The organism is Salipiger sp. (genome assembly GCF_059781815.1).
Map to the genome: position 1 here is coordinate 1 of NZ_JBYNAH010000156.1, position 12,581 is coordinate 12,581.

The window sequence follows — 12,581 nt, forward strand, 5'->3', positions numbered from 1 at the left end:
CCGCCCGGTGGGCGGCATTCACCCCGAGGTATTTGAGAACCAGAGAAGGAGCCTGCCCGGGGGCGGGCGGAGAGGAGAGACGAGATGTTCAAGGCGCTAGTGGTCGAGAAGGACGCGGAGAGCGGCAAGACCTCTGCGGCGGTGCGCGAGATCGGGCTGGAGGATCTGCCCGAGGGCGAGGTCACCGTGGCGGTCGAGTATTCGACGCTGAACTACAAGGACGGGCTCTGCATCGGGCCGGGCGGCGGGCTGGTGCGCAGCTATCCGCACGTGCCGGGGATCGACTTTGCCGGCACCGTCGAGCGCTCGGAAGACGAGCGCTACAAGCCCGGCGACAAGGTGGTGCTGACCGGCTGGCGCGTCGGCGAGGCGCATTGGGGCGGCTATTCGCAGAAGGCGCGGGTCAGGGCTGACTGGCTGGTGCCGCTGCCGGAGGGGCTCGACACCCGCGCGGCGATGGCGGTGGGCACCGCCGGCTTCACCGCGATGCTGGCGGTGATGGCGCTCGAGGATCACGGGCTGAGCCCGGCCAAGGGGCCGGTACTGGTGACCGGGGCGGCGGGCGGCGTAGGCTCGGTGGCGACGGCGGTGCTGGCGCATCTGGGCTACGAGGTGGCGGCGGTCACCGGGCGGCCCGAGCAGGAGGACTACCTGCGCGGGCTGGGGGCGGCGCGCATCGTGCCGCGCGCCGAGCTCGCCGAGACCGTGAAGCGGCCGCTCGAGAGCGAGACCTGGGCGGGCTGCGTCGACGCGGTGGGCGGGGCGATGCTGGCGCGGGTGCTGGGGCAGATGGTCTATGGCGGCTCGGTCGCGGCGGTGGGGCTTGCGGGCGGCGCGCAGCTGCCGGCGACGGTGATCCCGTTCCTGCTGCGCGGCGTGAACCTCTTGGGCATCGACAGCGTGATGCAGCCCTTCGACAACCGCCTGCGGGCCTGGCGGCGGGTGGCGCGCGATCTGCCGATGGACAAGCTCGAGGCGATGGTGGTGCCGGCAACGCTGGAGGATCTGCCGCAGCTCGGCGCCGACATTCTGAACGGTCAGGTCAAGGGCCGGGTCGTCGTGGACGTGAGCGCCTGAACAACCATCGCGCGACCGTGACGGGTCGTATTTGCGAATAAATGTCGTTTTTGGACATTTATCCGCCTTGTCCCTTTTTTGCCTTCCCGGGTTCCTGCGCTACCCTGCGTCATCGGCGGTGTTTTGCCACACCGCCGTAATCACGGGCCGCGGCCGGTGCCTTGCGCTCTTGCGCGGGCAGGCGGCGGTCCAAAAGCCGGGATCAACCCGGACAACCTGGAAACAGGAGGGACGCATGTTCGAACGCATCATGGTGCCGGTCGACCTGACCCATGCCGCGCGGCTCGAGAAAGCGCTGCTTTGCGCCGCCGATCTTGCCGCGCATTACGGCGCAACGGTGATCTATGTCGGCGTCACGACGGAGCAGCCGTCATCGCTGGCGCACAGCCCGGAAGAATACGCCGAGAAACTGACCGCCTTCGCCGCCGACCAGGCCGCGCTGCGCGGCATCGCCACCGAGGCCAAGGCCTATGCCAGCCACGATCCGAGCATCGACCTCGACCCGACGCTTCTGCGCGCGGTGACCGAGGTGAAGGCGGATCTCGTGGTGATGGCCAGCCATATCCCCAACATCGCCGACCACTGGTGGCCGGCGAATGGCGGCAGCATCGCCACGCACGCGAAAATCTCGGTGATGCTGGTGCGCTGAGGCGCAGGCATCGGACCGGACAACACCAATAAAGGGAGTTTCGTGCCATGAGTGACACGAACGACGACCAGGGCATCCCGGCGCCGGAAGGCAGCGCGGATCTCATCGACACCGATTATGTCATCGGTCAGGACAATATCGAAACCCAGATCGGCCCGTTCGGGCTCGACATCCACAACCCCGTCTTCGCGATCTCCGGCCTCGCCGTCATCGCTTTCGTGTTCTACACGCTGGCGTTGCCCGAGCAGGCGGGATCGGTGTTCAGCTGGCTCTTCGACAGCGTGACCAAGGGCTTTGACTGGTTCTTCCTTGGCGCGGCGAACATCTTCGTGATCTTCTGCCTGCTGCTGATCGTGACCCCTGCGGGCTCGGTGCGGCTGGGCGGCGCGGATGCGACGCCGGACTACACCTATGCCGGCTGGTTCGCGATGCTCTTCGCCGCAGGCATGGGCATCGGCCTGATGTTCTACGGCGTCTCGGAGCCGATGAGCCACTTCTCGTCGTCGATGGGCGGCGTGTCGGTGGGCGAGAACGGGGTGCGCACCGACTGGGCGCCGCTGGGCGGCGCCGAGGGCGACGAGGAGGCCGCGACCCGGCTGGCCTTTGCCGCGACGATCTTCCACTGGGGGCTGCACCCCTGGGCGATCTACGCGGTGGTGGCGCTGGCGCTGGCGCTGTTCTCCTACAACAAGGGCCTGCCGCTCACCATCCGCTCGGCCTTCTACCCGATCCTCGGGGAGCGCGTCTGGGGCTGGCCCGGGCATATCATCGACGTGCTCGCGGTCTTTGCCACGCTCTTCGGCCTCGCCACCTCGCTGGGCTTCGGCGCGACCCAGGCCAATGCCGGCCTCAACGAGCTCTTCGGCATCGCGGTCAGCTCGACCACAGAGGTCATCCTGATCTCGGCAATCACCGCCATCGCGCTGGTCTCGGTGCTGCGCGGCCTTGACGGCGGCGTCAAGGTGCTCTCCGAGATCAACATGGGACTGGCCTTCCTGCTGCTGCTTTTCGTGCTGCTGGCCGGTCACACCATGGCGCTGCTGACGGGCTTCGTCGATTATCTCGGCGCCTACATGCAATACCTGCCGGCGCTGTCGAACCCGGTGGGCCGCGAAGACGTCAACTTCATGCAGGGCTGGACCTCGTTCTACTGGGCGTGGTGGATCTCCTGGTCGCCCTTCGTGGGCATGTTCATTGCGCGCGTGTCGCGCGGCCGCACGGTGCGCGAGTTCGTGGTCTGCGTGCTGCTGATCCCGAGCCTCGTCTGCGTGCTGTGGATGAGTGTCTTTGGCGGCAATGCCATCCAGCAGGTGCTGAATGACGGCTACACCGCCGCGCAGGAGGCCGACCTCCCGGTCAAGCTCTTCAAGATGCTCGACGTGATGCCGCTGGCCTCGATCACCTCGCTGATCGGCATCGTGCTGGTGATCGTGTTCTTCGTGACCTCGTCGGATTCCGGCTCGCTGGTCATCGACACCATCACCGCCGGCGGCAAGGTCGATGCGCCGGTGCCGCAGCGGGTGTTCTGGTGCGTCTTCGAGGGCGCGGTGGCCATCGTGCTGCTGCTCTCGGCGGGCGGCCTGTCGTCGCTTCAATCGATGGTGATCTCGACGGGGCTGCCGTTCACCATCGTACTCTTGGTGATGTGCTGGGCGATCTGGCGCGGCCTGATGGCAGAGCGTCGGAACACCTAATCGCGTCCCGCGATTGCGAAAGATCCAGAGCGCGGGCCTTCGGGCCCGCGTTTTTCGTTATGGGGAGGCAATGCGGGACTCTGAAGGGGAAGGGCGATCGGCGTCGCTCTAAATTCGGCGTGGGCGGGGAGGGGCTTTCGCAGCCTTACGTTGTATCCCCCGACAATCGCGTGAGAGTTCTCGACCGGAGCCCGTGATCGCCTTGACGCCCCGCCGCGCAGCCGGTTTGCTGCGCCGCAATATCAAGGGAGTCGCGATGATGCTGGATCTGGAGTTCGTGCGCGGGCAGTTTCCCGCCTTTGCCGAGCCGTCGCTCGAGGGCTGGGCCTTTTTCGAGAATGCCGGCGGCTCCTATACCTGCCAGCCGGTGATCGACCGGCTCACCCGGTTCTACCATCAGCGCAAGGTGCAGCCCTACGCGCCGTTCCCGGCCTCCGAGGCCGGTGGCGCCGAGATGGACGAGGCGCGCACACGACTGGCCGCGCTGCTCGGCGTCGACACCGAGGAGCTGAGCTTTGGCCCCTCGACAACGCAGAACACCTATGTTCTGGCGCAAGCCTTTCGCAAGTTCATCCAGCCCGGCGAGGCCATCGTGGTGACCAACCAGGATCACGAGGCCAATTCCGGCCCGTGGCGGCGGCTGGCTGAGGAGGGGATCGAGATCCGCGAGTGGAAGATCGACCCCGAGACTGGCCATCTTGACCCGGCGGCGCTGGAAAAGCTGCTCGACGAGAAGGTGCGGCTGGTCTGCTTCCCGCATTGCTCGAACGTGGTGGGCGAGATCAACCCGGTGGCCGAGATCACCGCGCTGGCCCATGCCGCCGGGGCCTTCGCCTGCGTCGACGGGGTGAGCTATGCGCCGCACGGTTTCCCCGATGTGGGCGAGCTGGGCTGTGACATCTACCTGTTCTCGGCCTACAAGACCTTCGGCCCGCACCAGGGCATCATGGTGGTGCGCCGCGGGCTGGCCGAGGCGCTGCCCAATCAGGCGCATTTCTTCAATGGCGGCACGCTTTACAAGAAGTTCACCCCGGCCGGGCCGGATCACGCGCAGGTCGCCGCCTGCGCCGGCATGGTCGATTATGTCGAGGCGCTGGCCGCGCATCAGGGCGTTGCCCCGCGCGAGGTGGCGGGGCTCATGCATGGCCAAGAGGTCGCGCTCATGCAGCCGCTGCTCGACTTCCTCAGCGCGCGCAACTCCGTGCGCCTGCTGGGGCCGAAGACCGCCGAGACCCGCGCGCCCACGGTGGCGGTGGCGCTGCAGGGGGCGGCGGAGCCGGTGGCGCGGCGGCTGGCGGATCACAAGGTGATGGCCGGCGGCAGCGATTTCTACGCCGTCCGCCCGCTGCAGGCGATGGGGATCGACCCCGAGGCCGGGGTGCTGCGGCTGTCCTTCACCCATTACACCTCGCCCGAGGAGGTCGACCAGCTGATCGCGGCGCTCGACCAGGAGCTGTAAACGCCCCGCAAAGCGGGCCAAGGCGGTTGACCCGTGGCGCGGGGCGCTATCTTCCACGCGGAACCACGCGAGGACAGAATGAGCGACACGAGCCCCATCATCGTCTGGATCCGCCGCGATCTGCGGCTGAGCGACCACGCCGCCCTGCACGAGGCCGGCAAGTCGGGCCGCCCGGTGATCCCGGTCTTCATTCGCGACCACACGGTCGACCAGCTCGGCGCGGCGCCGAAATGGCGGCTCGGGCTTGGGCTCGGCTGCTATGGTGAGGCGCTGGCCGAAAAGGGCAGCCGCCTGATCCTGCGGGCCGGACCCGCGCGCGAGGTGCTGGAGGCGCTCATCGACGAGACCGGCGCCGGCGCGGTCTGGTGGCAGCGCGCCTACGATCCGGCCTCGGTGGAGCGCGACACCGCGGTCAAGTCGGCGCTGAAGGACCGCGAGATCGATGCTCAGAGCTTTGCCGGTCATCTGCTCTTTGAGCCGTGGACCGTCGAGACCAAGCAGGGCGGTTTCTACAAGGTCTACACGCCGTTCTGGCGCGCGGTCTGCGAACGCGACGTGCCCAAGCCGCTGGCCGCACCGTCAAAGCTTGCCGCACCCAAGAGCTGGCCCGTGAGCGATGCGCTCGAGGATTGGGATCTTGGCGCAGCGATGCGGCGCGGCGCGGCAGTGGTCGAGCCTTACGTTCAGCTCGGCGAGCGGGCGGCGCAGTCGCGGCTCGGTGCCTTCACCTCCGGCAAGATCGCCGATTACAAGGAAGGCCGGAACCTCGTCGCCGAGGATGGCTGCTCGACGCTGTCGGAAAACCTCGCCCTCGGTGAAATCAGCCCGGCGCAGTGCTGGCATGCGGCAATGCGCGCCAAGGACGCGGGCAAGGCGGGCGCCGAGACCTGGGCCAAGGAGCTGGTCTGGCGCGAGTTCGCCTACCACCTGCTCTGGCACACGCCGCATCTGGCCGAGCGCAGCTGGCGCGAGGATTGGGCGGCGTTCCCATGGAACGAGGACGAGCGCCGCAAGGAGGTCATCGCGTGGAAGCGGGCGCGCACCGGCATTCCCTTCGTCGATGCGGCGCTGCGCGAGATGTACGTGACGGGGCGGATGCACAACCGCGCCCGGATGATCGTTGCGAGCTATCTCACCAAGCACCTGATGTGCCACTGGAAGATCGGCATGCAGTGGTTCGAGGATTGCCTGATCGACTGGGATCCGGCCTCGAACGCGCTTGGCTGGCAATGGACCGCCGGCAGCGGGCCTGACGCCGCGCCCTATTTCCGGGTCTTCAACCCGATCACCCAGCGCGAGAAGTTCGACCCCGACAAGGTCTACGTCAACCGCTGGATCGCCGAGGGACAGCGCAACCCGCCGAAGACCGCGATGAGCTATTTCGGCGCCATCCCCGAGAGCTGGGCAATGACGCCGGAGGATGCTTACCCCGATCCGATCGTCACCGCCGAGGACGGGCGCAAGGCCGCACTCGAGGCCTATGAGAACCGGGATTTCTGAGCGAATCCCGCTTTCCGGTGCTGTTTCGCATTGGACACATTGCGATCATCGATGCCCCGGCACGTGCCGTTCGCCTTGCCAGCCGGGGCAGGGCGTGGCTTATCCTTTTCCTAACCCCTAGGTTGACCGGATGAGAGGCCCGAGCCGATGTTTACAGCCGCCCGCCTGATCGCCGCCCTGTGCATGGCGGGGGCCGCCTATTTCACCTCGGAATATGCCAAGGGCCTCTATGACGAGGTGCAGAACTTCGGGTTCTTCACCTATATCAACACCCTCATCGGCTTTCTCTGCGGCTGGATCATCGTCGGTCCGCGCGCCGGGCGCGGCATGTCGGCCGCCATCTCGCACGGCATCACCGGCGCGGTCTCGCTCGTGTTCTGGTGCCTGATGGTCTATTCGATCAAGCAGATGTGGAACCTCGCGCTGCGCCGGCACTACGACGGCGCGATGGAGGCCGCCGCAGGGGTGTTCGAGATCGCCCTGCAATACGGCGAGCGCCTGCTCAACACCGGGTTCTTCATGATGCTCATCATCGGCGCTCTGGTGACCGCCGTGCTCTCCGAGACCGCCTCGCGCCACTGGCGCTGAAGGAGCCCCCGTGACAGATCTGTTTGTTTACGGCACCTTGTGCCACCGGCCCGTGCTGGCCGAAATCCTTGGACGCGAGGTTCAGGCCATGCCCGCCACGCTGCCCGATCTCTCGGTCTATTATGCCAAGGGCAAGGGCGTGCCCGAAGCGGCGCTTTGCACCGCGCCGGGGACATTGGCGGAGGGTCTGCTGCTTCAGGGGCTCTCCGACGAGGACATGGCGCGGCTCGAGTTTTTCTCTGGCGGCTTTGGAGAGGGGCTGCAGGAGCGCGAAGCGCTGGCCGGAACTGGCGCGCGCCTGGCGGTTTTGGTCGAGTTCAGCGGCTGTGCGCCGCAGGACTGCGGGCCGCTCTTCCACCTCTCGGAATGGGCGGCGGAATGGGGCGAGCTGGCGCGGCGCACCGCGCGCGAAATCATGCTGCAATACGGCCGGACGACCCTGGCCGAGATCGCCGGGCGGCGGCCCTTCCTCGCGGCGCGGGCCTGGGCCCAGATCCTTGCACAGGGCGGCGCGCCGCACGAGTTGCGCTCCGGGCGGGGCCCCGACATCGTCGAGATCGTGCGAAACCACGAGGGCTTCGAGGGCTTCTTCCGCACCCGCGCCTTCGACCTGCGGCACGCGCGCTTCGACGGCACAATGACCGGGACATTCTCGCGCGAGTGCTTTGTCTCCTATGATGCGGCGCTGGTGCTGCCCTACGACCCGGTGACCGACCGGGTGATGCTGATCGAACAACTGCGCTACGGCCCGCTCTTCCGCGGCGATCCGCGCCTGTCGGTGCTGGAACCGGCGGCGGGGCTGGTCGATGCCGGCGAAAGCCCCGAGGCCTGCGCGCTGCGCGAGGCGCAGGAAGAGGCCGGGCTCGCCATCCGCGAGTTGCGCCCGATGATGAAGGTCTATGCCGCGCCGGGCTACAGCACCGAGTTCTACCATTGCTTTCTGGGGCTCTGCAGCCTGTCAGAGGCCGACAACGGCATGGGCGGGCTGGAAGAGGAGCACGAGGACATCCGCAACCACGTGATCTCCTTCGAGCGGGCGCTCGAGCTCTGCGACAGCGGCGAGGTCAATGTCGGACCGCTGGCGATGATGCTTTACTGGCTGGCACGTCATCGCGAGGACTTGCGCCGGAACGCTTGAGTTCCCCTTGGGCGCGCCCTAAACCTGTCGACCAGACCAAGACAAAGGGGAGGCGCCCATGCGGGTTGCACAGGATCTTGCGCATCTGATCGGACAGACACCGCTCATCAAGCTGCGCAAAGCCAGCGAGATGACCGGCTGCACCATTCTCGGCAAGGCGGAATTCGCCAACCCGGGCCAGTCGATCAAGGACCGCGCCGCGCTCTACATCATCAAGGATGCGGTGGAGAAGGGCCTTCTCGAGCCGGGCGGCACCATCGTCGAGGGCACCGCCGGCAACACCGGCATCGGGCTTGCGCTGGTCGGCGCCTCGATGGGCTTCCGCACGGTGATCGTGATTCCCGAGACCCAGTCGCAGGAAAAGAAGGACATGATCCGTCTTGCCGGCGCCGAGCTCGTGCAGGTGCCCGCGGCGCCCTACAAGAACCCCAACAACTACGTGCGCTACTCGGGCCGTCTGGCCGAGGAAATGGCGCGCACCGCCGAGCATGGCGCGATCTGGGCCAACCAGTTCGACAACGTCGCCAACCGGCAGGCCCATATCGAGACCACCGGCCCCGAGATCTGGGAACAGACCGGCGGCAAGGTCGACGGCTTCATCTGCGCCGTGGGCTCTGGCGGCACGCTGGCGGGCGTGGCGCAGGCGCTGCAGCCCAAGGGCGTGAAGATCGGTCTCGCCGATCCCGAGGGCGCCGGCCTCTACAAGATCTACACCGGTCAGGAGAACCCCGGCGACTCGATCACCGAGGGCATCGGTCAGGGCCGCATCACCGCCAACCTCGAGGGGTTCACCCCCGATTTCACCTGTCGCGTGCCCGACGCGGAGGCGCTGCCGGTGGTCTATGACCTGCTGGCCGAAGAGGGGCTTTGCCTTGGCGGCTCGTCCGGGGTGAATGTCGCGGGGGCCATCAAGATGGCCAGAGAGCTCGGTCCGGGTCACACCATCGTCACCGTGCTCTGCGACTTCGGCAACCGCTACCAGTCGAAGCTCTTCAACCCCGAGTTCCTCAAGGGCAAGGGGCTGCCGGTGCCGTCCTGGCTCGACCGCGCGCCCGCCTCCATCCCCGGTGTCTTCGAGGACGGGTGATCCCGATGCTGCGCTGGCTGCGCATCGCTGCCCTGTGGCTTGTCCTCGCGCTGAGCGCGGGGATGGCCGGCGCGCAGGACGATGGCATCGACTACGAGACGTGGAGCCAGATCGCCGGTCGGGCCGAGGAGGCCATCGATAATGGCGAGGCGTCGACCGAGGCCTTCGAGGCGCTGCGCAGCGCCCTCGCGGGCTGGCGCGACACGTTCCTGCAGGCCGAGAGCACCAACGCCAGCCGGATCCAGACGCTGCAATCCCAGCTCGATGCGCTTGGCGAGCCGCCGGCGGAGGGCGAAACCGAGCCCGAGGCCATTGCCGTGCGCCGGGGGCAACTCAATGACGAGTTGCAGCGCCTGCAGGCTCCGGTCAGGCGGGCGCAGGAGGCGCACACCCAGGCCGACGGGCTGATCAGGGAAATTGACGGCATCGTACGCACCCGGCAGGCCGACGCGCTGCTGGCGCTGGGACCGTCGCCGCTCAACCCGCGGCTATGGTCCGAAGCGGCCTCGGCGCTGGTGCAATCGAGCCAGAGCCTAGTCGCGGAGCTGCGGCGCAACATCGGCTCGGACATCAAGCGGGCGGAAGCGTGGCGCAACCTGCCGTTGATCATTCTGTTGCTGGTGCTGGCGCTGCTTCTGGTGGTGCGCGGCCCGGTCTGGATCGACAAGTTCATCGAGTGGCTGCGCTCGACCACCCGGCGCGGGTCTGGCGTCTGGGGCTTTCTCGCCTCGATCATCCGCATCATCCTGCCGTTCTTCGGGCTGGTGATGCTGGTCGCCGCGGTCCGCGCCACGAGCTTTGCCGGCGTCAACCTGCAGCAGGTTCTCGAGATGATCCCGGCCTGGGGCGGGGCGCTGCTGATCGTGCGCTGGCTCGCCGACCAGAGCTTCAATCGCAACGACGACATCGCCACCCTGCCGCTGCCGCCCAAGCAGCGCCGCGAGGCGCGCTACTACGCCAACCTTCTGGCGATCCTGCTGGTGATGCGCTCGGCCGGCGAGACCATCGGCAAGATCTTTGCCTATCCCGACGAAGTGCAGGTGGTGCTCGACTATCCCGTCCTGCTGCTCTGCGCGGTAATGCTGTGGCGGCTCGGGCATATCCTGACCAAGCTCAGCGACGAGACCGAGGCCGAGGGCACGCTTCTGGAGGGCTCGACCTTCCGGCTGCGCATCGCCCGCACCATCGGCCGGCTCACCATCTTCGTCGCCATCGTGGCGCCGGTGATGTCGGGCATCGGCTACGACGCAGTCGGGCAGGGTCTGATCTATCCGACCATCCGGACCCTCGCGTTGCTTGCCATGGTGCTGGTGTTGCAGCGCTTCGTGAACGACCTTTACGAGTTGATCACCGGGCGCGATCCGCAGGCTTCTGACAGCCTGATACCGGTGTTGGCGGGCTTTGTGCTGCTGCTGCTGCAGATCCCGGTGCTGGCGCTGATCTGGGGCGCGCGCATCGCCGATCTGACCGAGCTCTGGACCCGCTTCAAGGAGGGCATACAGGTCGGCGACACGCGGATTTCTCCAAGCGATTTCCTGACCTTCGCGATCGTCTTCGCGATCGGCTACACGGTCACGCGGATGCTGCAGGGCGGGCTGAGGACCTCGATCCTGCCCAAGACCAAGATCGACCCGGGCGGGCAGAACGCACTGGTCGCGGGGCTGGGTTATATCGGCATCTTCTTCGCTGCGCTGATCGCGGTGACCGCCGCGGGGCTCGACCTGTCGTCGCTCGCCATCGTCGCCGGTGCGCTCTCGGTCGGCATCGGCTTCGGCCTGCAGACCATCGTGTCGAACTTCGTCTCCGGCATCATCCTGCTGATCGAGAGGCCGATCTCGGAGGGCGACTGGATCGAGGTCAACGGCAACCACGGCATCGTCAAGGACATCTCGGTGCGCTCGACAAGGATCGAGACCTTCGACCGCACCGACCTGATCGTGCCGAACTCGGATTTCGTCTCGGGCACGGTGACCAACTACACCCGCGGCAACGTCATCGGCCGCGTGGTGATGACCGTGGGCGTGGCCTATGGCAGCGACACCCGCCGGGTCGAGGAGATCCTGCTGCGCATCGTGCGCGAGCACGACCTCGTGCTGCTGAACCCCGAGCCGCGCGTCACCTTCGAGGAGTTCGGGGCGGATTCGCTGAACTTCGTCATCCGGGCGATCATCCGCGATGTCGGGCAGAAGCTCATCGTGACCTCGGATTTCCACCATGAAATCGCGCGGCGCTTTGCCGAGGAGGGCATCGAGATCCCGTTTGCACAGCGCGACGTCTGGCTGCGCAACCCCGAGGTGCTGTTCCCCGAGCGCGACGCCCCGGCGGCCAAGGCTCCGCAGCCCCCCACGCCCTCCGCCGCGCCCTCCAGCGACGAGGAGGCGCGCGCGCGTGCGCTGGCAGAGGATGCGACGGGCTCGGGCATCATCCCGGCAGGACGCGACGGCGATGCGGATGGCGATGGCGATGGCGGAGACGGCGGCAGATGACCAGAGCGCTCTTCCGCGAGGATGCCTATCTTCGTGACGCCACCGGGGTGGTCCGGTCGCACACGCCCGAAGGCGGCATCGTGCTTGACCAGACGGTGTTCTATCCGAAGGGCGGCGGACAGCCCGGCGACAGCGGGCGCATCGACTGGCCCGGCTGCAGCATGAGCATCGCCACGGCGGTGAAGGGCGAGCGCGATGCGGTGATCCTCGTCCCCGCCGAGCCGCTGCCGCTCCCGGCGCCAGGCACGGTGCTGACTCAGCGGCTGGACTGGGATCGGCGGCACAGGCACATGCGCGTGCACACCGCGCTGCACCTGCTTTCGGTCGTGGTGCCGCTGCCGGTCACCGGCGGCAATATCGGTGCCGGGCACGGGCGGCTCGATTTCGCCACGCCCGACCTGCCGGACAGCCGCGAGGAGCTCGAGGCGATGCTCAACGGGTTCGTCGAGCAGGATCTCGCGGTGAGCGCCGACTGGATCGAGGAGGCCGTGCTCGATGCCAACCCGTCGCTGGTCAAGACCATGACCGTGCAGCCGCCGCGCGGACAGGGCGCGGTGCGGCTGGTGCGGATCGGAACCGGCGCGGATCAGATCGACCTGCAGCCCTGCGGCGGCACCCACGTCGCGCGCACCGGCGAGATCGGCCATATCCGCATCGGCAAGATCGAGAACAAGGGCCGGCAGAACCGCCGGGTCAACATCCACCTCGATTAAGACCAAGGCGGCGGCTCAGGCGCGCTCGGTGGTCTCGCGTGCGGCAGGGCGGCGTTGCGGCAGGAGGATGTAGACCGCAAGGCTCGCCAGCACGATGGCGCCGCCGGTGAGCATCCGCAGCGTCGGCGCCTCGCCCAACCCGATCCAGACCCAGAGCGGCCCCAGCACCGTCTCGAGCAGCATCAGCAGG

The 12,581-nt window shown here is 67.5% G+C and carries 10 protein-coding genes and 1 pseudogene; 10 read left to right on the top strand and 1 reads right to left on the bottom strand.

What is annotated here, in order from left to right:
• The first annotated feature begins 84 nt into the window (after window positions 1-84).
• The 10 genes from acuI to AC6RA4_RS16995 all read left to right on the top strand — a co-directional run bounded on the left by acuI (window position 85) and on the right by AC6RA4_RS16995 (window position 12,391).
• Window positions 85-1,077: an acryloyl-CoA reductase gene (acuI, locus tag AC6RA4_RS16950; protein ID WP_500162354.1), complete on the top strand. Its 993-nt coding sequence runs from the start codon at window positions 85-87 to the stop codon at window positions 1,075-1,077.
• Window positions 1,078-1,312: 235 nt separating this feature from the next.
• A complete protein-coding gene (locus AC6RA4_RS16955; protein WP_500162356.1) occupies window positions 1,313-1,726 on the top strand; it encodes a universal stress protein in 414 nt (137 codons plus the stop codon).
• A gap of 47 nt (window positions 1,727-1,773) precedes the next feature.
• A complete protein-coding gene (locus AC6RA4_RS16960; protein WP_500162358.1) occupies window positions 1,774-3,420 on the top strand; it encodes a BCCT family transporter in 1,647 nt (548 codons plus the stop codon).
• A gap of 256 nt (window positions 3,421-3,676) precedes the next feature.
• On the top strand, window positions 3,677-4,879 hold the full coding sequence (locus AC6RA4_RS16965) for an aminotransferase class V-fold PLP-dependent enzyme (protein ID WP_500162360.1): 1,203 nt from the start codon (window positions 3,677-3,679) through the stop codon (window positions 4,877-4,879).
• Window positions 4,880-4,957: 78 nt separating this feature from the next.
• Window positions 4,958-6,379 carry a cryptochrome/photolyase family protein gene (locus AC6RA4_RS16970; protein ID WP_500162362.1) on the top strand — a complete coding sequence of 474 codons (1,422 nt, stop codon included), beginning with the start codon at window positions 4,958-4,960 and terminating at the stop codon, window positions 6,377-6,379.
• 147 nt (window positions 6,380-6,526) lie between these two features.
• Entirely contained in the window at window positions 6,527-6,967 is a 441-nt protein-coding gene (locus AC6RA4_RS16975) for a TrgA family protein (protein WP_500162364.1), read from the top strand.
• Window positions 6,968-6,977: 10 nt separating this feature from the next.
• The gene (locus AC6RA4_RS16980) at window positions 6,978-8,105 is read left to right on the top strand and encodes an NUDIX domain-containing protein (protein WP_500162366.1); all 1,128 of its coding nucleotides are present in this window, start codon (window positions 6,978-6,980) and stop codon (window positions 8,103-8,105) included.
• A 58-nt stretch (window positions 8,106-8,163) separates the two neighbouring features.
• Window positions 8,164-9,192 carry a cysteine synthase A gene (locus AC6RA4_RS16985; protein WP_500162368.1) on the top strand — a complete coding sequence of 343 codons (1,029 nt, stop codon included), beginning with the start codon at window positions 8,164-8,166 and terminating at the stop codon, window positions 9,190-9,192.
• Between the two features lie 5 nt (window positions 9,193-9,197).
• Entirely contained in the window at window positions 9,198-11,678 is a 2,481-nt protein-coding gene (locus tag AC6RA4_RS16990) for a DUF3772 domain-containing protein (RefSeq protein WP_500162370.1), read from the top strand.
• The gene (locus AC6RA4_RS16995) at window positions 11,675-12,391 is read left to right on the top strand and encodes an alanyl-tRNA editing protein (protein WP_500162372.1); all 717 of its coding nucleotides are present in this window, start codon (window positions 11,675-11,677) and stop codon (window positions 12,389-12,391) included. Before AC6RA4_RS16990 ends, AC6RA4_RS16995 begins: the two co-directional genes overlap by 4 nt.
• A 15-nt stretch (window positions 12,392-12,406) precedes the next feature.
• Here the strand turns inward: AC6RA4_RS16995 and AC6RA4_RS17000 are convergent.
• Window positions 12,407-12,581, bottom strand: a pseudogene (locus tag AC6RA4_RS17000) (DMT family transporter); the annotation flags it as partial.